The sequence below is a fragment of the Shewanella sp. SM69 genome, assembly GCF_025653985.1.
Classification (GTDB): domain Bacteria; phylum Pseudomonadota; class Gammaproteobacteria; order Enterobacterales; family Shewanellaceae; genus Shewanella; species Shewanella oncorhynchi.
Map to the genome: position 1 here is coordinate 12,505 of NZ_JAKKRV010000015.1, position 24,950 is coordinate 37,454.

General features: G+C 45.7%; 23 protein-coding genes. 10 read left to right on the top strand and 13 right to left on the bottom strand.

The annotated features are described in order from the left end of the window. Positions 1-381 precede the first annotated feature (381 nt). On the top strand, positions 382-1,407 hold the full coding sequence (locus L5M37_RS17905) for a GGDEF domain-containing protein (RefSeq protein WP_198572511.1): 1,026 nt from the start codon (positions 382-384) through the stop codon (positions 1,405-1,407). Here the strand turns inward: L5M37_RS17905 and L5M37_RS17910 are convergent. Together L5M37_RS17910 and typA are read right to left on the bottom strand one after the other, a co-directional pair. Beyond that, positions 1,301-1,531, bottom strand: a complete 231-nt coding sequence (locus L5M37_RS17910) for a hypothetical protein (RefSeq protein ID WP_263201449.1) — start codon at positions 1,529-1,531, stop codon at positions 1,301-1,303. The genes L5M37_RS17905 and L5M37_RS17910 overlap by 107 nt on opposite strands. A gap of 265 nt (positions 1,532-1,796) precedes the next feature. Beyond that, positions 1,797-3,608 carry a translational GTPase TypA gene (typA, locus tag L5M37_RS17915; RefSeq protein WP_105251119.1) on the bottom strand — a complete coding sequence of 604 codons (1,812 nt, stop codon included), beginning with the start codon at positions 3,606-3,608 and terminating at the stop codon, positions 1,797-1,799. Positions 3,609-4,620: 1,012 nt separating this feature from the next. On the opposite strand from typA, the gene glnA reads away from it, so the two are divergent. Next, positions 4,621-6,030, top strand: coding sequence for a glutamate--ammonia ligase (glnA, locus tag L5M37_RS17920; RefSeq protein WP_113941334.1), 1,410 nt, complete (start codon positions 4,621-4,623; stop codon positions 6,028-6,030). A gap of 326 nt (positions 6,031-6,356) precedes the next feature. On the opposite strand, the gene L5M37_RS17925 is transcribed toward glnA, so the two are convergent. The 3 genes from L5M37_RS17925 to L5M37_RS17935 all read right to left on the bottom strand — a co-directional run bounded on the left by L5M37_RS17925 (position 6,357) and on the right by L5M37_RS17935 (position 9,311). After that, a complete protein-coding gene (locus tag L5M37_RS17925; RefSeq protein ID WP_263201450.1) occupies positions 6,357-7,229 on the bottom strand; it encodes a hypothetical protein in 873 nt (290 codons plus the stop codon). Between the two features lie 182 nt (positions 7,230-7,411). Further along, entirely contained in the window at positions 7,412-8,284 is an 873-nt protein-coding gene (locus tag L5M37_RS17930) for a hypothetical protein (protein ID WP_263201451.1), read from the bottom strand. 169 nt (positions 8,285-8,453) lie between these two features. Then, entirely contained in the window at positions 8,454-9,311 is an 858-nt protein-coding gene (locus tag L5M37_RS17935; RefSeq protein WP_263201453.1) for a hypothetical protein, read from the bottom strand. Between the two features lie 836 nt (positions 9,312-10,147). Here L5M37_RS17935 and L5M37_RS17940 point away from each other — a divergent pair. After that, positions 10,148-10,405, top strand: a complete 258-nt coding sequence (locus L5M37_RS17940) for a YceK/YidQ family lipoprotein (RefSeq protein ID WP_251068942.1) — start codon at positions 10,148-10,150, stop codon at positions 10,403-10,405. Between the two features lie 165 nt (positions 10,406-10,570). On the opposite strand, the gene L5M37_RS17945 is transcribed toward L5M37_RS17940, so the two are convergent. Both L5M37_RS17945 and L5M37_RS17950 read right to left on the bottom strand, forming a co-directional pair. After that, positions 10,571-11,692, bottom strand: coding sequence for an aminotransferase class V-fold PLP-dependent enzyme (locus L5M37_RS17945; protein ID WP_263147828.1), 1,122 nt, complete (start codon positions 11,690-11,692; stop codon positions 10,571-10,573). Between the two features lie 4 nt (positions 11,693-11,696). Continuing rightward, the gene (locus tag L5M37_RS17950; RefSeq protein WP_263140808.1) at positions 11,697-12,875 is read right to left on the bottom strand and encodes a PrnB family protein; all 1,179 of its coding nucleotides are present in this window, start codon (positions 12,873-12,875) and stop codon (positions 11,697-11,699) included. Positions 12,876-13,138: 263 nt separating this feature from the next. Between L5M37_RS17950 and L5M37_RS17955 the strand changes: the two genes are divergently transcribed. From L5M37_RS17955 to L5M37_RS17970, 4 genes are all read left to right on the top strand, one after another. Then, on the top strand, positions 13,139-14,482 hold the full coding sequence (locus L5M37_RS17955; RefSeq protein WP_263201455.1) for an anaerobic C4-dicarboxylate transporter: 1,344 nt from the start codon (positions 13,139-13,141) through the stop codon (positions 14,480-14,482). 234 nt (positions 14,483-14,716) lie between these two features. Beyond that, positions 14,717-15,337, top strand: a complete 621-nt coding sequence (locus L5M37_RS17960) for a CHAP domain-containing protein (RefSeq protein WP_411569073.1) — start codon at positions 14,717-14,719, stop codon at positions 15,335-15,337. Positions 15,338-15,349: 12 nt separating this feature from the next. Continuing rightward, entirely contained in the window at positions 15,350-15,940 is a 591-nt protein-coding gene (locus L5M37_RS17965) for a hypothetical protein (RefSeq protein ID WP_263201458.1), read from the top strand. 38 nt (positions 15,941-15,978) lie between these two features. Then, on the top strand, positions 15,979-16,491 hold the full coding sequence (locus L5M37_RS17970; RefSeq protein WP_263164354.1) for a M23 family metallopeptidase: 513 nt from the start codon (positions 15,979-15,981) through the stop codon (positions 16,489-16,491). 19 nt (positions 16,492-16,510) lie between these two features. Here the strand turns inward: L5M37_RS17970 and L5M37_RS17975 are convergent, their stop codons facing one another. Next, a complete protein-coding gene (locus tag L5M37_RS17975; protein ID WP_219234725.1) occupies positions 16,511-16,702 on the bottom strand; it encodes a DUF2986 domain-containing protein in 192 nt (63 codons plus the stop codon). Between the two features lie 424 nt (positions 16,703-17,126). Here L5M37_RS17975 and L5M37_RS17980 point away from each other — a divergent pair, with 424 nt between their 5' ends. Further along, positions 17,127-19,304 (top strand): TonB-dependent receptor, encoded by a 2,178-nt coding sequence (locus L5M37_RS17980; protein ID WP_263201459.1) that lies wholly within the window; start codon positions 17,127-17,129, stop codon positions 19,302-19,304. A gap of 72 nt (positions 19,305-19,376) precedes the next feature. Here L5M37_RS17980 and L5M37_RS17985 read toward each other — a convergent pair whose 3' ends face one another. Beyond that, positions 19,377-19,544, bottom strand: a complete 168-nt coding sequence (locus L5M37_RS17985) for a YqaE/Pmp3 family membrane protein (protein WP_006079767.1) — start codon at positions 19,542-19,544, stop codon at positions 19,377-19,379. A gap of 259 nt (positions 19,545-19,803) precedes the next feature. On the opposite strand from L5M37_RS17985, the gene L5M37_RS17990 reads away from it, so the two are divergent. Further along, positions 19,804-20,973, top strand: a complete 1,170-nt coding sequence (locus L5M37_RS17990) for a GGDEF domain-containing protein (RefSeq protein ID WP_263201461.1) — start codon at positions 19,804-19,806, stop codon at positions 20,971-20,973. Between the two features lie 26 nt (positions 20,974-20,999). Here the strand turns inward: L5M37_RS17990 and L5M37_RS17995 are convergent, their stop codons facing one another. From L5M37_RS17995 to L5M37_RS18010, 4 genes are read right to left on the bottom strand one after another with little or no spacing between them, the layout of a single operon-like run. Continuing rightward, positions 21,000-21,692, bottom strand: coding sequence for a TIGR01621 family pseudouridine synthase (locus tag L5M37_RS17995; protein ID WP_263201463.1), 693 nt, complete (start codon positions 21,690-21,692; stop codon positions 21,000-21,002). A gap of 33 nt (positions 21,693-21,725) precedes the next feature. Next, a complete protein-coding gene (locus tag L5M37_RS18000; RefSeq protein WP_263147843.1) occupies positions 21,726-22,982 on the bottom strand; it encodes a sensor histidine kinase in 1,257 nt (418 codons plus the stop codon). Between the two features lie 49 nt (positions 22,983-23,031). Further along, positions 23,032-23,709, bottom strand: a complete 678-nt coding sequence (locus tag L5M37_RS18005; protein ID WP_006079763.1) for a response regulator transcription factor — start codon at positions 23,707-23,709, stop codon at positions 23,032-23,034. A 60-nt stretch (positions 23,710-23,769) separates the two neighbouring features. Then, positions 23,770-24,291, bottom strand: coding sequence for a hypothetical protein (locus tag L5M37_RS18010; RefSeq protein WP_131524044.1), 522 nt, complete (start codon positions 24,289-24,291; stop codon positions 23,770-23,772). Positions 24,292-24,775: 484 nt separating this feature from the next. Here L5M37_RS18010 and L5M37_RS18015 point away from each other — a divergent pair, with 484 nt between their 5' ends. Continuing rightward, positions 24,776-24,937: a hypothetical protein gene (locus L5M37_RS18015; protein WP_263169703.1), complete on the top strand. Its 162-nt coding sequence runs from the start codon at positions 24,776-24,778 to the stop codon at positions 24,935-24,937. Positions 24,938-24,950: the final 13 nt, after the last annotated feature.

Consider the following 24,950-nt stretch of genomic DNA (forward strand, 5'->3'; position numbering starts at 1 on the left):
AGGCGTTAGCAATAAAGCAACTGCCAAATACTATCCAGAAAAGACCTCACGTGCCGCCTAGTGACACACTCAGCTAACGCAATCCAGTAACCTCTCATCAGCAACCCCTGCTAAGCAATACCAACGAGCTTTGCCTGATTTTGAATAATCCCAGCAGGCTTGTGTTAAATAATACTTGGGCTAAATGATACATTAGGTGAATGCAAAAATTTTGTCTCACAAAACATACTGCAGATAATGGCTTACATCACTCTCTACAGTATTTTTAATATATACGTCATAAAATTGATTACAATCAGGCAACAGCTAGACTTTATCGCAGATAATATTCCTATACGGATATTAGAAAAATGGTTTTATGTTCCCCAACGGAGCTAACCTATGCGACCCGACCGACAGCAATTGATCCATTCGTTATTTGACGAATATATTGAGATGTATGCCTCCCGTGATGACAGGCTAACTCGTCGCTTTAGTGATAACTTTAGCGGCTATGCAGGGAGCAGTGACCAGCTTGTCACCAGCAGGGAAGAATGGGTGCGAATCACTCGTCAGGACTTTGCACAAGTGCCTGAGCGAATCCACATCGAAATGTTAGATCTTTCTTTACAAGACCTTGCCGACAACCTCGTGGTTGTGACTGCCTTTTTCCATATCCACTTACCTATCCCTAATCCTATGCTTTCCCGCGAAACAGCACGGCTAGTGTTGATATTTCACCGAGAAAACAACGACTGGATGATTGTCCACAGTGGCATATCCATCCCCTACGGCTTAGCCCACAAAGGGGAAATTTACCCGATCGCGCGATTAGAGGAACGTAACGTCGAACTTGAATCCATGATCACAGCTCGAACTAGTGAGCTGGCAGAAGCCAATAGGCAACTTGAAATACTCAGCAATACCGACGGTTTAACCAATATCGGCAATCGCCGCCTATTTGACATGATGTTACAAACGGAGTGGAGTCGTGGACAAAGGAGCAATTCATCACTGGCCCTCATCATGCTCGATATTGACCACTTTAAACAATTTAACGATCACTATGGCCACCTCGCCGGAGATGATTGCCTTAAACAATTAGCGAGTACACTGTCCCAGTCCGGTCGCAGAGCGGGCGAATTAGTCGCTCGCTACGGCGGCGAAGAATTTGTCATTCTATTACCAAATGTCGATAATCAAACCGTACTTGAGACAGCACAGCACATCCATCAACTGATCCAAGCCATTGCCATTCCGCATGCAAATACCGACCTTGGGATTGTAACAGTGAGCGCAGGCGTCGCCTATCTGCAACCCTCTAACAAACAAAATGCTTTAGAACTCGTTCGCCAAGCGGACGCCGCTCTCTACCGCGCAAAATCCGCAGGGCGCAATTGCATACGGGTGATGGATGAGGACTACTAATACCAATCGTATTAAATATCTGTTCATTCAGCGGGAGTTCAACGCGCTTTAGACAAGGCGAAGGCTTGAAGGCATAGTGGTGCTCTGTCGAAAGCCTTAAACGCAGTATAAAGCGCGTTGCCATGTTGTGAACAGCCGCCCTTCAGGAGCCACACAGGCATCCCACTCCCGTGTTGCATTGACTTAAAAGGGAATAACCATTTCTGCGTCAATGCGCCTTGGATTGAGATACCTGTAAGGCTCTGAACTGATTAGCTATTTAATGTGATTGGTATAATACCTATTACTCAATTTATCCCAACAAAAAGCCCTGCACAGTTTCCTATGCAGGGCTTTTTAAACCGATTGACTCACCTTAAGGGCGTGTCACCTGAATTAACAGACTGGCATTAACCGCGGTTAAAGCGCTTACGATCGTTTTCAGTCAAGTGTCTCTTACGAACACGAATGTTCTTAGGCGTTACTTCAACTAATTCATCATCATCGATGAACTCAAGCGCTTGCTCAAGTGTCATTGTGATTGGCGTAGTCAACACTTGGGCTTCGTCAGTACCAGAAGCACGCATGTTGGTCAGCTGCTTACCTTTCAAACAGTTAACTGTCAGATCGTTTGAGCGAGCGTGAATACCAACCACTTGGCCTTCGTATACTTCAGCGGCGTGGCCGATAAAGAGACGACCGCGATCTTGCAGACCGAACAGTGCGAAGGTCAGAGCCTTACCCGTTGCGTTAGAGATCAATACGCCGTTAGCGCGTTGACCGATATCGCCACCTTTGTGCGGACCATAATGGTCGAATGAGTGATAAATTAGACCTGTACCAGAAGTCGCAGTCATAAACTCAGTTTGGAAACCGATTAAACCACGGCTTGGGATGATGAAGTCAATACGTACACGACCTTTACCATCAAGCTGCATGTCTTTCATTTCAGCTTTACGGGTACCTAATTTCTCGATTACTGTGCCTTGATCTTCTTCTTCAACGTCAACAGTCAAGGTTTCAAATGGTTCACACAGTTCACCGTCGATAGTTTTCAGAATAACTTCTGGACGTGATACGGCTAACTCGTAACCTTCACGACGCATGTTTTCAATCAAGATTGATAAATGCAATTCACCACGGCCAGATACACGGAAGCGATCTGGACTTTCTGTTTCTTCAACACGCAGTGCTACGTTGTGGACTAATTCTGTTTGCAGACGCTCCAGAATGTTACGTGAAGTCACATACTTACCTTCTTTACCTGCAAAAGGTGAAGTATTAACTTGGAAAGTCATGGTCAGAGTAGGTTCATCAACAGTCAAAGGTGGCATAGCTTCTACTGCACCAACGGCACAGATAGTGTCAGAAATTTTCAGCTCGCCTAAACCAGTGATAGCAACGATGTCGCCAGCGTTAGCAATTTCAACTTCAGTACGGTCTAGACCCATGTAACCTAATACTTGGCCCATTTTACCGTTACGAGTTTTGCCATCAGCGCCAATAATAGTCACTTGTTGGTTCGTTTTCACGCTACCACGCTTGATGCGGCCGATACCGATAACACCCACGTATGAGTTGTAGTCGATTTGCGAAATTTGCATCTGGAACGCGCCTTCGGCGTCAGCATCTGGGAAAGATACTTTTTCAACGATAGTTTGGAACAGCGGCGTCATATCATCGCTCGCTACATCCGGATCTAAAGTTGCAAAACCGTTTAACGCAGAAGCGTAAACGATTGGGAAATCTAGCTGCTCGTCAGTTGCACCTAAGTTATCGAACAGGTCGAATACTTGGTCAATAACCCAATCTGGGCGTGCACCTGGACGGTCAATTTTGTTAATAACAACGATTGGCTTTAGGCCTTGAGCAAACGCTTTCTTCGTTACGAAGCGAGTTTGTGGCATTGGACCGTCAACGGCATCAACTAGCAATAATACTGAGTCAACCATAGACAGAACACGCTCAACCTCACCACCGAAATCGGCGTGGCCTGGGGTATCAACGATGTTAATACGGTAGTCGTTCCACTTGATGGCAGTATTCTTTGCCAGAATCGTGATCCCACGTTCCTTTTCAAGATCGTTGGAGTCCATCACCCGCTCAGTGGCTTCTCCTCGGGTTGCAAGGGTGCCTGACTGTGACAGCAACTTGTCTACCAGGGTCGTTTTGCCATGGTCAACGTGTGCAATAATGGCGATGTTACGTAAATTCTCTAGCACGGATAAACCTCTTACCATCAAACAAAAATAGGGATATTTCAGTAATTCGTTATGGTGATCGAGCTCGATCTACCACAATAAAAAGCGTGCCATTCTACTCCAGAGCGGCCTTGGCGCACAGGATTATTTTTGAACACTTATAAAACAATCCGCCAATCCTTGGGTAATTTCCGTCAATCATCCACTGAGTGAAATCCTCTGTAGCCAGAGTTAACGCTCTGTTTAATTGCCATATTCATAGGAAAAATCTGAGTTAAGCAGCTGAATTTGCTATTTTTCGTATTCAATGTTAGCCCTGCTAATGTCGATTTAAGCATCAGCAAAATCGACTTAGGTACAGAGAAATTACCACGTGAACACACTGCAATAAATTCTGCGGCACACTTAATCTAACGTTCATGTTGGCGTTTACACCCGATGACATTAAGACTCACTTCATTGTCACGGGATACCTTTCTTACGCATCACTGATTTCACTTGGCCTGTGAACAGCAAAGACATTTCGCACATGAGAACGAACTCTTTCCTAATAATATGATAATAAACCACTATTGGATTGATAATGCATGGCATAGTTGGACAGACTAGCATGGTTTTATGACAATTATGCGGAGGTTATGCGGTGATAAATAGTCCCGTTCTGTGCTAAAAGTATGTGCGAGCTTCACAGAGGCAGTACTTACTGAGATAGTGAAAGCCAAAGTGTCATTGCCATCTCATTGCCATATTAAGCGGTGCATGTTATCGCTGTGCGTCCCAGCTTAAGGTTTGCATGAATCAATTCAGTGCGCACCAAAATGGAGTAATGCACCAAAATGCCACAGACAAAAGCACCATTATGGTGCGCACGCGAATCCAATTAAGTGCAACAAAGATTTTAAACCATGTTAATCAGTAAGTTAAATTATTGGCATGGATATCGCTTTATAGCTCGTAAGTTTGGCTCAAGATAAATCACTTGAGTTAAAAGATTATAGAAGGGGCATCCCTTTACCCTACCGGAGGCTTGAGAATGTCAGTTGAATCAGTTTTAAAGCAACTTGAAGAATTAGAAGTTAAGTTCGTTGATTTACGTTTTACCGACACTAAAGGTAAAGAGCAGCACGTATCTATTCCTTCTCATCAGGTAGATGCTGATTTCTTCGAAGACGGCAAAATGTTTGACGGTTCTTCTATCGCAGGTTGGAAAGGCATTAACGAATCAGACATGGTACTGATGCCAGATCCAACGACATTTGTACTGGATCCTTTCACCGAAGAAACTACAGCGCTGATCCGTTGTGACATTCTTGAACCCGGTACTATGACAGGTTACGACCGTGACCCACGCTCAATTGCTAAAAAAGCAGAAGCTTACCTGATCTCTACTGGTATCGCTGATACTGTATTGATTGGACCAGAACCAGAATTCTTCCTATTTGACGATGTCCGTTTCGGTACTGACATGTCAGGTTGTTTCGTTAAGATCGACGCTAAAGAAGCGGCTTGGAACTCAGGCACTAGCTACGAAGGCGGCAACACAGGTCACCGTCCATTTGTTAAAGGCGGTTACTTCCCAGTTGCACCGGTTGACTCATCACAAGACCTACGTAGCGCTATGTGTTTAGTGCTCGAAGAAATGGGCCAAGTGGTTGAAGCGCATCACCACGAAGTGGCGACAGCAGGTCAAAACGAAATCGCAACTCGCTTCAACACCTTGACTAAGAAAGCGGATGAAATCCAAATTCTGAAGTACGTAGTGCACAACATGGCACACGCTTACGGTAAGACGGCGACTTTCATGCCTAAACCCATCGTTGGTGACAACGGTAGCGGCATGCACGTTCACCAATCTCTGGCGAAAGACGGTGTTAACTTGTTCGCTGGCGACAAATACGCAGGTTTAAGTGAAACGGCTCTGTACTACATAGGTGGTATCATCAAGCACGCTCGCGCGCTGAATGCTTTCACTAACCCAAGCACTAACTCTTACAAGCGTTTAGTGCCACACTTTGAAGCACCTGTTATGTTGGCCTACTCTGCCCGTAACCGCTCTGCATCAATCCGTATTCCAGTGGTACCAAGCCCTAAAGGCCGTCGTATCGAAGCACGTTTCCCAGATCCACATGCAAACCCATACTTAGGTTTCGCAGCGCTGCTGATGGCGGGTCTTGACGGTATCCAAAACAAGATCCACCCAGGTGAAGCGATGGACAAAGATCTGTACGATCTGCCTCCAGAAGAAGCGGCTGAAATCCCACAAGTGGCAACGTCATTAGAAAACGCCCTTGAAAATCTGCAAGCTGACCATGAGTTCCTGACTAAAGGCGGCGTGTTCAGTGAAGATTTCATCCAATCTTATATCGTACTGAAAACAGCAGAAGCTGAGCGCGTAGCACGTACAACTCACCCACTTGAGTTTGAAATGTACTACAGCCTGTAATGGCTATCGCTATACAACTGGCTCGCTTTATGTAATTGATACAGAAAATATAAAAGCCTCGATAGCAACGCTATCGGGGCTTTTTGTATTTTGAAGGTATATACAACTTTTATTCTGATTCAATCATCGCGTTGTTCTCTAAATAGGCATCATCGCCAACCACTCTTTTATCATTCAGAGAAGGCACGCCAGACACCGCGGCAACAGCAACAATAGAGATAGATGGTTAAAAACCGATCTAAACTAAACATGGATGCAGCAGAAAAACCACCTATATAGTCGGAAGTTAACTACCGCGCCATTATTGTTAAGTGTCCACGCTTTATTCAACTAAGCTGGTTATTGTCAGGGGCAAAATCTACCAGTTGGGCAGGTTCGCCTGACTCAAATGACGCAAATGGTACACCATCTAACACGCGCTCATTTTTAAATACACGGATTTCAGAATCAGGTAACTGCGTCATCAGTAATGACAAGATAGTGTGCATCTTATCCAATGGGGAATGAAGACGAATGCTTGCGCGTAAGCCCATTGTTCGTACATCCGATTGGCAGGCTATAAATGGACGATTCCGCGTTACCTTAATCAAATGACGATGCCCATTTTTTATAGGGCTCTCATAAGTTGTCTCTACATTTTTAAAACCAGTAAAGAAAAATGCCCCCAGAGCCATTCCGCCTGCACCAATCAGCGCTGCTGGGCCTAAAAAGGCCACTCCGACGATGCAAACAACTACCCCAAACCAAGCCAGCCCCCGCACTACCGCGTAGGCGGCATCCGGAATAGCGTCATGATAGGTAGTAACTAAACCCTCGGTGGTGAGCCGATAATGGTACTGTTTGTCTGCAAACCAGAGGTAACGAGCAGATAAGCACATAATTAAAGCCATGATGATTAACCCTATACCCAAGCTAGTATCGCCAGATAGCAAATAGCACCCTATAAGTGCTAAGCAACCACACGGGATCAGGAAGGTTAACCAAAATAGACCATAGACAGTCGCCACCCGAATATCCCACTCATAAAGCGTGGGCGCCTCACGCACCCGCTGCTGACGTAGCTTATTGAGCCGGCTTTGCTCCTCTTGGGGTAATTGCAGGTACTCAGTGCGCGGCAGGTCTTCATACCGACTGTCGTCCAACAGTTTTGTCTCTTGCTCTGTCGACGCCAACTGCTGCGGCGCTGCTCTCTTATTCATATAGCTATTCCTTTGCTGTGCCCACGGACTGCACGGTCATCGTTAACCTATCCACACAGCTCGTACTTAATGTCTTCTCACTCTTGACGATCTTGCCGCTATAAGGCCTGTTAGCATCTTGGTGGCAAAGCTGCCACTGATGACACCGAATCTCACGCCAATAACAGGCGCGAGAAAAAACGTTAACTGGGCTGGGGATTCTTAGGGGCGAAATCTGACAGTTGGGCAGGTTCGCCTGACTCAAATGACGCAAATGGTACGCCATCTAACACGCGCTCATTTTTAAATACACGGATTTCAGAATCAGGTAACTGCGTCATCAGCAATGACAAGATAATGTGTATCTTATCCAATGGGCAATGAAGACGAATACTTGCGCGTAAGCCCATTGTTCGCACATCCGATTGGCAGGCAATAAATGGACGATTCCGCGTTACCTTAATCAAATGACGATGCCCATTTTTTATAGGACTCTCATAAGTTGTCTCTATATTTTTAAAACCTGTGAAGAAAAATGCCATCACGGCAAAACCACCCGCGCCGACTAAGACGGCCGGGCCTAAAAAGGCCACCCCGACAATACAAACCACCACCCCAAACCAAGCCAGCCCCCGCACTACCGCGTAGGCGGCATCCGGAATAACGTCATGATAGGTGGTAACTAAACCCTCGGTGGTGAGCCGATAATGGTACTGTTTGTCGGCCAACCAGAGGTAGCGCATAAATGGCCCAAAAATCATCACTATGATGAGAAAATAATACCATTGCTCAAATCCATACCAGTATGTCACCAACCCAACTAGAGCCGTAATCCCGCACGGAATAAGGACCATGATCCACCCAATGCCATACACAGTCGCTACCTTAATATCCCACTCATAGAGGGTCGGTGCCTCGCGTACCCGCTGCTGACGCAACTGATAGAGCCGGTCTTGCTCCTCTTGGGGTAATTGCAGGTACTCACTGCGCGGCAGGTCTTCATACCGACTGTCGTCCAACGGTTGTGTCTCTTGCTCTGTCGACGCCAACTGCTGCGGCGCTGCTCTCTTATTCATATAGCTATTCCTTTGCTGTGCCCACAGTACTGCATGGTCATCGTTAACCTACCCACACAGCTCGTACTTAATGTCTTCTCACCCTTGACGACCTCGCCGCTAAAGGTCTGTTAGCCTGCATCCAGATAATGGTCGTAATTAGCGCCAATAACAGGCGCGAGAAAAAACGTTAACTGGGCTGGGTATTCTCAGGGGCAAAATCTGACAATTGGACTGGTTCGCCGTCACGGGTGCCAACTTTAGAGAGGCCAACTATTCGTTCATTTTTCAATAAAAAGAGTTTCGACCCCGGTAATTGCTTCATCAGTAGCGACAACACTTTATGCATATCTTCGGGATGGCAATAACAGTCGAGATTTGAATAATATCCGAAATAAAACCTGTCTGTATCACACGATATATATGGCCTCTTGTGGGTCACTTTTATCATATGGGGATGTCCACGCTTGATAGCACTTATTGAGGTGGTTTCTACATTTTTAAAACCAGTAAAGAAAAATGCCCCCAGAGCCATTCCGCCTGCACCAATCAGCGCTGCGGGACCTAAAAAGGCCACCCCGACAATACAAACCACCACTCCAAACCAAGCCAGCCCCCGCACTACCGCGTAGGCTGCATCCGGAATCGCGTCATGATAGGTAGTAACTAAACCCTCAGTGGTGAGCCGATAATGGTACTGTTTGTCGGCCAACCAGAGGTAGCGGATAAATGGCCCAAAAATCATCACTATGATGAGAAAATAATACCATTGCTCAAATCCATACCAGTATGTCACCAACCCAACTAGAGCCGTAATCCCGCACGGAATAAGGACCATGATCCACCCAATGCCATACACAGTCGCTACCTTAATATCCCACTCATAGAGGGTCGGTGCCTCGCGTACCCGCTGCTGACGTAGCTTATTGAGCCGGTCTTGCTCCTCTTGGGGTAATTGCAGGAACTCACTGCGCGGCAGGTCTTCATACCGGCTGTCGTTCAACGGTTGTGTGTCTTGCTCTGTCGACGCCGCTGCTTTATTGTTCATCCTGTTACCTCTCGGTAGACTCTACTTGTAGCGTGGCCATCGCCAAGCGTAAATCCAGTCATCCATTTTAAATCAGCAACATAATATGCTCTCGGCCTACCCTCAAGCGAATATTTACTGAAACAGTTTTAAGGAAAGTAATAAAAGTAGCTAGATGGCCAGTGAGGGAAGTGGAGACTGATTTTAAAGAGTATGTTCAAAACTCATCTGAGTTCTGCGAGGGCACGGCATACAAACCTCCATGATTAATACCAATCGTATTAAATATCTGTTCATTCAGCGGGAGTTCAACGCGCTTTAGACAAGGCGAAGGCTTGAAGGCATAGTGGTGCTCTGTCGAAAGCCTTAAACGCAGTATAAAGCGCGTTGCCATGTAGTGAACATCAGCCGCCCTTCGGGAGCCACACAAGCATCCCACTCCGGTGTTGCATTGACTTAAAAGGGAATACCATTTCTGCGTCAATGCGCCTTGGATTGAGATGCTTGTGAGGCTCTGAACTGATGAGATATTTAATGTGATTGGTATAATACCAATCCAAAACAAGAGTCGCCGTTAACAACTAGGTTATTGAGGTTGGTTGTATCTCGTTTCTGTTGATGAATAATTGACAGATATAATCATATAGTTAGAATGCCAAGCTGTTGAAACAGAACAGGTTGGCGTCAAATGAAACCAGATCTGGTTCCACATCACTAACGCTCTCAGTTGATCAAGTGAGTAGATCATACCGAAGCAATGCAGTTTTTCACATATAAACAATGGAGTGGTTATGCGTTGGTTGACTTGGTTGGTCGTGTGCTGTTCTCTCACGGGATGTGCAACGATAACGTCGAGGATGGGAGAAGATTCAACTTGGGGTCATTCTTTCTCAAGTGTGCAAACGGCTGTTGATAATGGCGAGGAGTGTATGATTATCTCCGCGTTGGCGGCCCCGCCTTTGCTGCTCTTTACCATCCCGCTGACACTCGTTGATATGAGCAGTGCGTTGATCATCGATACTGTTATGCTACCTGCAGATTTAGCGATCACGCCCAGCGATCCCAAGCTCCACACCCCGCGACCTATGGTCTGCCGCTATGACTACAAGATTTAAGCATGATCGCACCCAATAAATAACCTCAAGTTGCCTGTGTGGCGGTGAATTAACGCCGACATACGGGAACGACCATGTCGCGGTTTGCCTCCATGAGTGTTGTGCCTTGTTAGTTGTAATTACGTAGTACAACCTAGCCTAGTAAGCCATTTTAAATCATTTAAGTTAGCGATTTGCTTTAATCACATCAAGTAACAACTTGATATCGGACATATTGTTATAAATATGCGGAGAAATCCGGATCCCCATACTGCGGGCGTCGACACTAATATTCGCGTTCGCCAATGCCGTCATCATTTGATGTTGCTGTTTACCAAACTGCAGAATAAGCGTGCCGCTGCGCTTTTCAGTATCCCGCGGCGACACAAACTCATGGTCGAGCTCTTGTGCCACGGCATCAATCAATTGCTGATTGTATTTACGCAGCAACGGAGTACCTAAACCAGCAAGATAATGAATGCTATGGGTGGCAATGGCATAAGGCGCGATTGATGGTGTCCCTCCCCAAAAGCGCAGTGCGGAATGCTGGTAACGAAAATCATGGATATCAAATTCGAACGGATTCTCGTGGCTAAACCAACCCACATCCTTAGGCTGACAACTATCCAATATGGCGGGATTAACCCAAAGATAGGCAGCACCAGGGCCACCGCAGAGCCATTTCACACTTGAACCGATTAAAAAATCGGGTTGTAGGCGCGCGAGATCCAGCGGAATAATCCCCGCCGATTGCGCTACATCCACTAAGCTCAAACAACCTCGCTCACGGGCTATAGTGAAAATATTGGCTAATGGCGCCTGCTGCCCCGTATTCGAGTAAGCATGGCTGACAAACACCAGATCCACATCGCGGCTGATATGCGCATCCCACACATTAGGGTCGGTGATATCGAGCCCTTTAGGAATAAAGCGTACTTCGCAACTGGCAGGCAGCGCTTTTTTAAGGGCAAAACCCATGCTGGGAAAATCAATCTCACTCATTAACACAACGGCGTGTTCGCGGTTCAATCTGTCGAGGGACATGACAATTTTAGTCAGCGCACTGGAAAGATTGACCTGAGGGCAAAAATCCTTTTGGTGGCCGTTAAATAACTTAGATAAAGCAAAGGTAAAATCATCAATCACACCCAACCACTGGCCCCAAGGTTCACGCCCCGACTCCTGCCAAGGCGCAAAAAAGGCTTCTTTAAAGACCTGCTCGGTCGATTTTAATGGCCGGCCAACGGAATGGTTTAATAGATATCCTGGACCTGCTAGGTAAAAGTCCTTTTTAAAATCTTCAAACATAGTGTTATCTCAAACTCTCTTTTAGTTTTTTAATATCACAATAACGAGTCCGAATATCGCTGCGTTGAGCGGCGGCGCGTCTGTCTCTGAGTCGCTCCAATGAGCCGAGTAGCACATGCAGTGGCGGACCACTCGCGGTAACTTTAGCCAGATGTTGCTGCTCCATACTTGTCGAAGGCTCTGCAATATATTTAGTTACTAACTCATTATGATGCTGAATCGCAGTCTCGCCATGTAATTCGCAGACTTCGATAAAGAGTCGCAAATTTTCTTGATACCAAGTTTGGTTTGCACTGTCTTTTGCCTGTAGAAAATCATCCATCAAATTCGGCCGACGCATGCACTCGCGCAATATCTGTTGATCCTCCGGCATCATGTATAAAAACTTGTCCACCAGCATTTGTGAATAGGAGGCTTCGTTTGCAAAACAAAGACCTAGCGTTAAATCGGTTACATTAATCCCCGCAAAATCCCCGGCGTTAGCGCCGCGATAAATGACCGAGCCCACCCGATAAGGTTTGTAGTAAGGGCGAACACAGTAAAAGAAACGGTCCGTATCTAATCGATTAAATAATTGGGTATTCGACTCAATCACATCTTGCAATGCCTGTTTAGCGACTCGCAGTAAATCGTGACTGATGGGATGGGAAATGCCCAAAGGCTGGATCTTCAATAGCGCATCGGCGGCGCGTTTATAGGCTAAAATGCCTTTAGTGTTGTAATCCACAAACAACTTTTCAGCGGGCAAATCGGTAAAGCGCTTATAAACGCCATTGTGGGCACGATTGTGAGTGGTTAAATGTGCGGTGGCAAAGCGCGGCGTGACGCCTATTGAAGCGCCAATATGCATGGCGAGCGCAGAAGCCTCAGCTAATGGCGATGTCGTTTCCCGCGAGGGCTCGGTAATTTCATGGCGCCGACAGGCCGCCATATACAAGCCCACATTGCCGAGTAAATCGAAGGCACTGTCGAAACCTTCATCAGTATTCCCCTCATCGAGCAAGGTCTTAATCAACTCTCGCCCTTCGCTCTCCAGCGCCAACTTAGCTTCTGCGCCGATATCGAGCACATTGGCCCGATCCGTTTGTTGGTAGTAAAGCTGTTCTAGCTCGGAATTGAGTTCCACAAAGCGGCTGCGGATCCAATCATCAAAGGCTTCGGTATTAAAGGTGGCAGGTTTCACGGGCTTATCCTTGAGTATTGTTATCGTTCTTTTAAACGGAGTGAGCTCAAAGCGTTAGCCCAATCCGTAAAACTCGTAACCAGAATGCAACTTATCGCCACGTGTTTCTAGCGTTAGGTCAAATTTCCGAAAAAACTAATGCCATTTTTTATTTACACCATGCGCCAGCGCAATTTTTCAAACACTTTTACTCCGCAGAATGTTCCTGAAGACACTCATCACTCAACTAATAGCTAAGCGGTAGTTCCGCAGAGGTAAATCGGATGATTTTAATGGAATTTATAGTAGTGCTTAGCTGCCTACTGCTAGGTACCCGCTACGGCGGCATGGGACTCGGCCTCATCAGCGGTATTGGCTTATTTTTACTGATTTTTGTTTTCGGTTTAGCGCCGGGACAACCGCCAGTGCAAGTTATGCTAACCATACTTGCAGTCATTGGCTGTGCAGCCGTATTGCAAACCGCGGGTGGATTAGATGTGATGATGCAGTATGCCGAGCGCTTACTGCGCCGTCATCCACAATACATCACGATTCTGGCACCACTGACCACGTGGACGCTGACCTTCCTTTGCGGTACTGGCCATGTGGTTTACACCATGTTCCCGATTATTTCCGATATCGCGCTGAAGAAAAATATTCGCCCAGAGCGCCCAATGGCGGTGGCATCTGTCGCTTCACAAATGGCGATTTGTGCTTCGCCCGTGTCGGTAGCTGTGGTGTCTATGGTGTCGATTCTGGCATCACAACAGGGTGTAGGCCGCGCTTACAATCTGCTCGAAATTTTAATGGTGTCAGTGCCAGCATCGCTTTGCGGTGTCATGGCTGCTGCACTTTGGAGTCTGCGTCGTGGTAAAGATTTAGATAAAGACGAAGAGTTTCAAGAACGCATTAAAGATCCAGTCCAAAGAGCCTTTATCTATGACAAAAGCGAAACCCTGTTAAATCAAAAATATCCGAAGGAAGCTTACTGGGCAACGGGGATTTTCTTCACCGCTATCGCTGCTGTGGTACTGTTAGGTTCATTTAGTGAATTGCGTCCCGCCTTTGACGTTAAAGGTAAGTCGACCTTGCTCTCGATGAACTTAGTGATCCAGATGATGATGTTAATTGCAGGTGCTTTTATCCTGATGACCTGTAAAGTCAAACCGACCAACATCTCTAACGGTCCCGTTTTTAAAGCGGGCATGGTAGCAATTTTCTCAGTATTTGGTGTGGCTTGGATGAGTGATACTTTCTTCATCAGCCATATGGATGTACTTCAGGAAAACCTGTCCCATGTAGTACAAAGCCAGCCTTGGACCTATGCCTTAGTGCTGTTTCTCATCTCTAAGCTTGTTAATAGCCAAGCGGCAGCACTCACAGCAATCGCACCTATGGGACTCGCCTTAGGGGTCGATCCAAAACTCTTAATCGCCTTCCTCCCTGCAAGCTACGGTTATTTCGTGCTACCAACCTATCCAAGTGATCTGGCCTGTATCGGCTTTGACCGTTCAGGTACGACTAAAATAGGTAAGCTCATAATTAACCACAGCTTTATCATTCCAGGCTTTATCGGTGTAGCGACAGCATCGGCTGTCGGTTATCTACTCGCAACCGCTTTACTCTAACCGCCAAAATAACAAAGGCCGCTAATGCGGCCTTTGTTTTAGATAGCCTTAGATCACACAAAAGTATTAACCTGTGCCAATATAAAACCCATACCCTAGACGCCCATATTCTTCAGAACATAAAATACGCAGCCCGAAAGTGAGATAAGTATCTTACTCAACAACTCTTTTTAGCTTGCCATACTAAAGATGATTAGACGCTTATCCATTCTATTAGCTTTTTTCGCGATACTGATGGGGCTCGTATACTGTGCCTACAGTCTGATAACTCGGATTAACTTTAATTCCCACCATCAAGTAGGAGAAGTCATCGACACTCTAAACGGGGTTAATATCTATTATAACGGAGGAGTTAATACCCATTCAGGACGTAACCTATCTATAGATGGTTATAACTTAGGCATTCAATATCAATGTGTTGAATTTGTTAAGCGCTACTTTTACCAACACTACCAGCATAAAATGCCTGACGCTTTAGGCCATGCTAGAGACTTTTTTGATAACAAGTTAAGCGATGGCATGTGGAATGAAAAACGCGCTATGCAGCAATACACTAATGCGAGTCAGACCAAACCTATGCAGGATGATCTACTCGTGTTTTCTCCATGGATATTTAACCCCTATGGTCACGTTGCGATCATTGCCTCAATTACCGATAGCAGTATTGAAATTGCCCAGCAAAATCCCGGCCCCTTTGGCCCATCACGCGAACGGTTGGCATTAATTCAACAAAACGGCCTCTGGTATATTGATGCGCCTCGAGTAAAAGGTTGGTTAAGATGGCAGGCCCCGGAAATCACGGCATCCCCGATTGCAGAATCCGCAAATACGCCATTCCCCAGTAAGGTTCACTGAGAAATAACAATAATGTCAGTATTAACTTGGATTAAACAACGCCTTGCGCGTAATAGCGATAGCCTCAAGCAATCTAGGCCACAAACTGAGTTACACACTGTTTTTCATCAAGCCCAGATGCCCAATATCAGCTTACCAATCATACAAACCTATCCACTCGTTGTACCTATGAACAGAGAAGATATTTTTGCTTATCAATTGCATTGCTTGCTGACTTACCAAGGGAAAGAGGCCTTAAACACTTTACTTAGCCAGGCAGGCTTTAACACATTGCCCGAGCAAACGGTCAACTTTAACGGTTTTATCGAACATCCAACCCAAGCGACCTGCGTATTACTGAACCAATATGACGATTTTGCGGGTGTGTGCATAACCTTAGTGACCAATGACAAACCCTTGCTAGAAGCATTAATCAGATTCAAATCTGCCCCGCCCAATCCATGGGAAAGCTTTCCTAATATCGATCCCGATACCCTCGGCAGTCTTCAAGGTAATATCGACTTTTGGTGCAGCTATTTTTGGCGCTCCTATTGGCTATCGCTTTCAGAAGCCGAGCGCTTGCAATATCCTGAAAGTTGGCGGGAATTTAGCGAGTTTCATTAAAACTTAAGGTACGCAAACACTTAATGCAGGATAAAAAAATGAAATTGAAATATGTTGGATTAGCACTGACGTTACTGCTACTTGGTGGTTACCTGATCCCTGAGTCACCCGCGATCCCAGTAAAAGGTGCCAGCAGTAAAGATTGGAACAGCCAAACCTTTTGGTATGAACCTTGGGGTCCATCGGGCGTTCACAAGGGGATAGATATTTTCGCCGCCAAAAACACCGCAGTGATTGCGCCAACGCCTATGCTGCTCTTGTATCGAGGTGACTTCTTCAAAGGAGGAAATGTAGTGGTTGGTTTAGGTCCTAAATGGCAAATTCATTACTTTGCCCATTTAGCACAAATTGAATCAGCCACAGGATTGATTGCCTACCAAGGTGACACTTTGGGCACTGTCGGCGATACGGGCAATGCACAAGGTAAACCGCCCCATTTGCACTATTCCATTTTGAGCTTATTGCCTAAACCTTGGCTGATGGATACTTCAACCCAAGGTTATAAAAAGGCCTTTTATCAAAACCCTATCGAGTATTTAACTGCACTATAGGCTTAACGACTTACTTTAATCAGCTTATTGGCAGTCCAATATCAAGCTGAGGTTCTGCGGTTTTTGATGGGATTTCATGCTCAACTGCCGCAGCTAATGCTTCTCTCTCTGCCTTCGCAATATATTTAGGTTTATTGCTAGATTGCAGTTTGGCATTGGCCTTTTTTGCCTTGCTCTTCAAGGTTTGATTAATCTTCTTTTTACGGTTCATCAGAGTACCAATGCGAGATACGGTATAAAGGGGCGCGATTATAGCCTTCCATCAACACGCCAGACAATCGAAAGCACTAAGGCAAACGCGTAGCCCAATCAAATAATCAAACCTGCGACTAAAATATAGGTATCCTAAATCAAAGACAAATGCCAAACAAGGTAATGCCTTACCGACATAAACTCGCACTATATGTATGTCCTTTACGGTAAAACCTCTCGATACCGAGTGCTGTGTCGCAATTTATTCATACTGTCGTCAAATCATGCAATTTCCTGTATGGCGTGACTAGACAAGCTGTAATTCCTCCCCTAAAATCGCGAATAATAAAAATCGTTATCATTTGCAATACAATTTAATGGAATATTAACCTATGCCAAGGGAGCCGGTGTAACAAACTCATTCGCCCTTAGCAGGAAGTTATATGACATTCAAAACCTCGTTTGTTGCTTTAGCCGTATTAGCAGCGTTAACCCAATCCGCTACGGCCCAAGATGCCACAGAGAACAGTCCAAGCAACAAAAATAAAGACATAGAAAAAATCACTGTCACCGCGAGTCGAATGGATAAATCTCCCAGCTCGATCCCCAATACTGTCACTATCATCGACCGCGCCCAATTAGAAGAACAGTTCCGCACCACTAAAGATTTATCGACTATTATCGGTAACTTAGCGCCTAGCTTTTCACCGAGCCGCCAGAAGATGAGTAACACAGGTGAAACCCTGCGAGGTCGTCCGCCATTGATTATGATCGACGGCGTGCCTCAATCGAACCCACTTCGCAGTGGTGGTAGAGAAGGACAAACCATAGATCCTGCCATGATTGAGCGCATCGAAATCATTCACGGCGCCAATGCAATGCACGGTCTCGGTGCCCAAGGCGGCATCATCAACTACATCACTAAAAAGCCAACAGGCGACAGCGAACAAGTTGCTAGTTTCGATGTCACAGTGCCTGATTCAATGAAATCCAATGGCTTAAGCTTTGGTGCTAGCTATGCGTTTTCTGGCGAGTCAGAATTTATCGACATGATAGGTTCGGTTAGCTACCGCAATAATGGCGTCTATTACGATGCTAACCATAACGTAGTGGGTGTCGACACGACTCAAGGCGAGTCGATGGACAGTCAAAGCAAAGACTTCTTCATCAAGCTTGGCCATAACTTCGATGAGTCTCGCCTTGAATTAATGGTTAACCATTACAATGCAGACAACAATGGCGATTGGATGCCCGTTGCAGGTGACAAGCCCAATGGTGTCCCCACAGGTGCAGTTAAAGAAACTCAGCCATGGGAAGCCGCCAACAACCAAGTGACTACCACAAGTTTGACTTACACCCACGCCAATATTGGTGGCCAGCAACTTAGCCTGCAACTCTTTAATCAAGATTTTAAAGCGGTTTATGGCGGTGGCTGTTTCGATAGCTTCTACGATCCATCCTTCGAAGGCAGCGACCAAGTCATCCAATGCGGTGTTGGCAGTAAAGGTGAAAGCTTGTACTACGAGCAATCGCGTAACTCTTCGGTTAAATGGGGTTTAAAAAGCGCCTTAATCGCTAAGGATATTGCTGGTTCAGGAATTGATGCGGCCTACGGTGTCGACCTTTTCCGCGACACCACTGAGCAAGATTTAGTAAAAACTGGCTTTTCATGGGTTCCCGAAAGTACCTATGACAACGTTGCGCCATACTTGCAGTTAGATTATGACTTAATTGAAAATTTAACCTTATCGACCGGTGTTCGTTACGAACATGCCGAGTTAAGTGTCGATGACTACAAAACCCTATGGGGTGCAGGCAATAAGCAAATTGCGGGCGGTTCAGCCACCTTCGATGAAACCTTATTTAACGTCGGTATCTCTTATAAAATCACTCCTGACATTCGCGTTTATACCAGTTATAACCAAGGTTTTGGCATGCCGGATATCGGCCGAATTCTGCGTGATGGTAAAAGCTTCCCCGGCGACAATCCCAGCATAGATGGCTCACTGGCGCTCACGCCGATAGTCACAGATAACGTTGAAGTCGGCGCCGATTACCAAGGTAAATACTTAAGCGCCAAGCTAGCTTACTATCGTTCCGCCACTGATTTTGGCTCACGTTTGGCCTTAAATAGTGATGGTTTCTACGACGTGAAGCGCGAAAAGAGTGTGATCGATGGTATTGAAGCCAATGTCACCGCCTACATTACCAGCAATGATGATCTCGGCATGAATATCGCCTTCCAGCAGGGCGAATACGATTCAAATGGTGATAGCCAAGTCGATACCGATCTCGATGGTGCAAATATTTCGCCAAACCGTATCAACCTGTTCTGGACCCATAGCTTCGATAATGAAATATCGACCCGCGTTCAAGCCAATTACTACATGGACCGCGATTTTAAAAACGCGGCGGGCAACAAGTATGCAGAGTTTGATGGCTACACGACAGTCGATGCTTCCTTCTCAATGCCGCTTTACACTGGCACCCTGAGCCTAGGTTTGCAAAATCTATTTAATAAGGATTATTTCAATTATTACTCACAAACCATGGGTACAAATGATCGTTATTTCAAAGGGATGGGACGTACTGCAACAATAGGCTACACCTTGCCTTTCTAAGTGAAAGGCCCATTTTGAAACATAAAAAAGCGCAATTACATTGCGCTTTTTTATTGTGTGGAAGTAAGCAAATTATGCCTTGGTCACGACCCAGAGTGCGTGTAATAAACCAGGGAACCAGAACAGTAAACATAACACTATGTTTATTAGCAGATCTTTACCCGCTCCCGCCTTCAAAAATACAGCAACTGGCGGCAATAAAATCGCAATAATGACTAAAAGTAGTTTATTTGTATCCATAACAGAACATCCTCAAAACGGAGATTGTAGGCAAATCAACAAGATCTAACTTCGCAGGAAGACTCAGAATTTGCAAACCTTTTAGTTTGCAAGGCGTAAATAATCCCAGCCGCAGCCTAAATGAAGGCCCTTACCATTCCCTAAAATGAAAAAGGATATTCAACCCATTATCTGTCCAGAGTAGACTAAGATATCCAGTAAACTCCAACCGAAAATCCCTAAAAGCATCTATAGTTAAAGAAAAATATGAAGTAAAAGAATGATATTTGATCCCCAAGCCTTATTACTCATCAAGTTTATTTGCCTGCTGACTAGCACGGCTGCCGTCGCATGGGGACTCATTGCACAACCGTTAAAAATTGCCACTCAAGCCAGTATGCGCTTTTCTCTGGCGAACTTGTTCGTCCTCCTTGGCATCATACTCAACAGCCAACGCACCGAAGGCTCCAGTTACTTTTTTTGGTTCTGCTCGGATATGGCGATTTTGTTTGGATTCATTCTAGCGCGTTGGGGAACAAAGGCGCTTTTTAGACTCAAGCCCAGCGTAAAATCGGATCTTATTCTTTTAGCACTCACCGCTGGTGTGATGCTCTTGGTTCCACCTAATTTCAGCTCCGAACGCATTTTGGCCATCGCATTCTCAGCCTGCGCCGCGCTCATTTTCGCCATGTTAACTCGAGATAACTATCTTGCCATCAAACGCGATACGGGTAATCGAGTCGCCATCGCTATGGTTATGCCTTTAGTCGCCATGGTGGGTATTTTTATCATTCGTATCTTTATCGCCTTACTCTCTCCCGAAGAAAGTCCGATGTTTATCGCCATGCACACACAAGAAGCCATACCTGTGCTTTGGTTCTATGTCTTTCTGGCCCTATTGATCAATATCGTGATGATAGGTAATGCCATGACTCGGCTTGTCAGTAAAATCCGCATGTTAGCGGAGCGGGACCAACTCACAGGCCTGTGGAATCGCCGTGCTATGCATAAGTTTTTAAACAATATCCATCAACGCTGGCTGCGGGATAAAGTACCTTACAGTATGATTTTATTGGATCTTGATCATTTTAAAGATATCAACGATCAATACGGGCACGATGCGGGCGATCTCGCCCTGCTGACGGCGGCGAGACTATTTGGATCGGTATTGCGAGAAAATGACGCCCTATGTCGTCACGGTGGAGAGGAGTTTCTGGTGATTTTACCCGCGACTGATGCACCCGCGGCCAGAGTCGTCGCCGAGAAATTACATCAAGTACTTAAGGACAATTCATTTATCTGGCAAGGTGTTACGATTAAAATCCATGCCAGTTTAGGTTACGCCACGATTTATCAAGGATGCCAACCTGACAAACTACTCATTCAAGCAGACCAAGCTATGTACCGCGCAAAATCTGAAGGCCGAGACCGTATTTGCCAAGCTTGCTAGGCTTTCGCAACATAACGCTGCAAAGATTAATCCCCTTTCGCTGGCCAAGCCAAAGTATCGGGCTCACGCCATAAAACTAGCGCCTCAGTGACACCTTCAGCGCCAAAATACTCACCTTGAGTCGGCAAATCCCGATAAGCGTAATCATGCCAACCTGTCACGTCATCACCATAGCGAAAATGCAGACAATAGGCATGCAGATAACACCGATCCGCGGCCTCTCCGCCGTATAAATCATCCCCTAAAATGGGTACACCTAAGCTCGCCAAGGCAACTCTTAATTGATGGGTTTTACCTGAGTGGGGTTTAAGCAAATATAAACGCAATCCCTCGCCAACACTCAAGGAGAAAAACTGCGTAATCGCTGGATTCTCTTTAGTCCGCAGTAACTTAAACATGCTACGACGCGACTTTGCCATGTCACCAATCACCCAGCCTTGCTTCTTCTTCGGCTTGCCTTTCGCGAGGGCGAGGTAATATTTCTGCACTTTATGGGCGGTAAACAGCTCAGTAAATTGCTTGGCGGCGACCGCGCTCTTAGCCAAAATCAACAGACCTGAGGTGGGCGTGTCTAATCTATGTACGGCAAAAAGCTTAATCCCTAAATCTTGCTCAGCCTGCGCCACCACGCCTGCAGTCCCATCCTGACTGTGGAAATGCACTTTGGCTGATTTGGAAATAACAATAAAATCAGCCTCATCGGCTATGATTCGATACATGGAGTACTCGGCGTTGTAATGCGGATCATCGACTTAAAACTGAATAGTGACGACTAAGCCAGGATGATTATCCGTGAGATTAATTTTGGCATTGTGCCGTGAGAGAATCGCTTTGACCATAGATAATCCTAAACCAGTACCCTGTAAATGCCGGCTAGGGTCGAGGCGCACTAAACGTTCGAACACTCTTTCTTTACTCTCGTCTGGAATACCAGGGCCATTATCGCGGATCTGAATTTGTGGGCCTGACTGAATAATCTCAATCCGCGCACCTTGGCCAGAATACTTCATCGCATTATCGACAAGATTATATAAGGCTTGGAATAATAAGTATTTATCACCAAAAACCTTATGATCTGTCAGTAACGATAAACTCAAGGTTTGCTCGTTAGATTCAGCCACAGCATCGGCCATATCCAATAAGTCGGTACACAGTTGCGCTAGGCTTAACTCCTGCAAATCGAGTATCTGCTGACCTTCTTCGATACGCGTGAGCGACAACATGGCATCAAACGTCGCTAAACAATGATCGAGTTCCTCGGTCAAAATGGCGCAACCTTCGCTAATCTCATTGCTCGGCTTACTCGCCAACTCTTCAATACCAATACGGATATGTGACAGTGGAGTACGTAAATCATGGGCGATATTATCGGTCGCACCACGCACTGCCATCAGGTTATTTTCGAGAATATCCAGCACATTATTAAACTGCAGCGCCAACATATCGAACTCATCCTGACGCCAACTCAAGGGTAAGCGGGTGTCATAGTGACCACGTTCAATCTGTTCACTCAAACGGTTGTATTGCACTAACCTCCGCAAAATAGCCTTAGAAAACAGATAGCCGAGCGCTAAAGTCAACACTACGGTAAGCATGACAGCCGTCGCGGCGGCACTGATAAACTTATCTATTAACGTCGCTAAGTTATCGGTACGGGTCGCAATCAACACTGGGCCGTAGCGGGTCATCACCAGACCGCCGGTAAGAATATGCAGCTTATCTGGACCACCGGTTAAGATAGGAAAATCCCGCGTTTGCGGCAGCATGGGCATGCCTTCGGGCATAAAGCTCAAGGCACCGACCATATCGTAGCTGTTACGCCAAGCGATCAGGGCCGTTTGTGGATCGGCGGCGCGGATTTGAGCGGCAAAACTACGGCGATCAACCGTTAGGGCAAGTTGCTGATAACGTTGGGTCTCTGACTCTAAATATTGAGTCACTTGATACTGCTGCTCAATAATCAACTGCCGATAGAGGGCAAATAGCAACGCCCCGATGATCACTATCACTAAGGTCGAAAAAACGATTGTGATGCGCCAGGCGCTGCTTTGGTAAGGCTTAATGCCTTTGTCGTAAGCGATAACCCGCTCCCCTCACGGTTTCGATAAGCTCGCCATGGCCTAACTCTTCAAATTTACGGCGTAATTTTGCGATATGCACATCGATGACGTTCGTGCGCGGGTCAAAGTGATAATCCCACACTGCTTCGAACAATAAGGTGCGGCTAATAACTTGATTAGCATGTTCCATCAAATACTTAAGTAACTGAAACTCTTTCGGCTGTAGCATCAACTCCTGCCCGTCTAAAGTGACATTACGGGTCAGTAGCTCCATCTTCAAACCACCAACAACGAGATCAGTTGTCACAGGCACAGATTGGCCACGGTGCATCAGTTTTTCAGCGCGGACTAATAACTCGGAGAAAGCAAACGGCTTAGTCATATAGTCGTCGCCACCTGCCCGCAAGCCTTTTACTCGCTCATCGACGTGCGCTAAAGCGGATAAAATCAGCACTGGTGTTTGATTACCCGTTGCCCTTAAGGCAGCCAGCAATTTTAAGCCATCGAGCTGAGGTAACATGCGGTCGAGGATCACGAGATCGTACTGACTACTCGTCGCAAGTGACAGGCCTTGATGGCCATCGCTCGCTGTTTCGATATTGTGGCCCTGCTCAAGAAATCCTTTGACGATGTAATCAATCGTCGTCGCATCATCTTCAACTAAAAGTATTTTCATCTGTATGTTGCGCTCCTCAATCTTAAGCACTCGTGTGAGCACTCGATTGACTTAGATATTTCAATCCCACTTGAGTAAAGGTAACGGTCGTAAATTTTCGACATCAAAGGCCAACTTAAACTTACCCGTATCGTCTAGCAGCTTAAGTTCTAAGTAACTGATACCTAAGTCGTGGTCTAATTTTGCTTCGGTTAAGAAGGCTTTATGATCTTTAGTGGCCTTAATGATTAGACCTGAAAAGGTTTGATCTTTTGCCGCGATCATACGCGTTGCCTCAACCTCACCCAGATCATCGGCGCTTACTTTACTCGCCTTTTGTTTCAGTAACTTACCATCACGGGCACGATATTCAAACCGCGTTATAGAGTTTGCTAAAGGATTAATCAACTCAAATTGATAGACTAATTCACCCTCTTGCTCTTCCATATGAAATTCGGCAATCACACCGGAGAACCCTTTTTCAATCTGCTGCATAACGCTCAACGGCGGTACATAGTCTCCACCCGCAAACATCGAATACATGCTCTGAGCCGCCGTTGCGACACCAGATACCAACATGAATCCTAGCAACCATAGTCTCATGGCCCCTCCATTTAAATCAGCTAAGTTTGTATCTTATGAGACAATCAGTTAGAAGTCGATGGACCTATTGCGCCTGTATACAATTCCAAGCTAATCCCTCACAATTTACCACTGGATATCGAATCACACTGTGTCAGCGTTAACTCTGGTTCGGCCATCAATTGATCTGAAATCCAACGTCAACAGCACCTACATCGTTGATAAGCCAAACACTAAATCATTTTGTGGCTAATGTGTTAAGTCTACCTAATACCAGCTTAAACACCGATGGAAACAAGATTAAGCTTTGATCATCTGAGGATTTTTAAACATGACATTTTCAGTGATAACCCTCAATTTCGCCATTTAGAATCAAGAGGATTGAATTTTAGCGGGTATTTTAGTCTATCTGTGTCATTACAAAGTGGAATTGGCAAATAAATCTCCCTCGACTAAAGTCAGATAACTTAGCGTCAGGTAACGGTATTTTTAAATCGGAGCGAAAATGAAACCAGTCATACGATGGATAAGCTTAAGCTTGTTATTAATAGCAGCATTAAGCACTTATGCCTATGGCAGCGCCACCAGTGCATTGGTGTTCATCATCTTAGGCATGCTATTGGAAGGGACATTTTGGATTGGATTACTCGGTATAAAACGTTATTAAATTACGATATCAC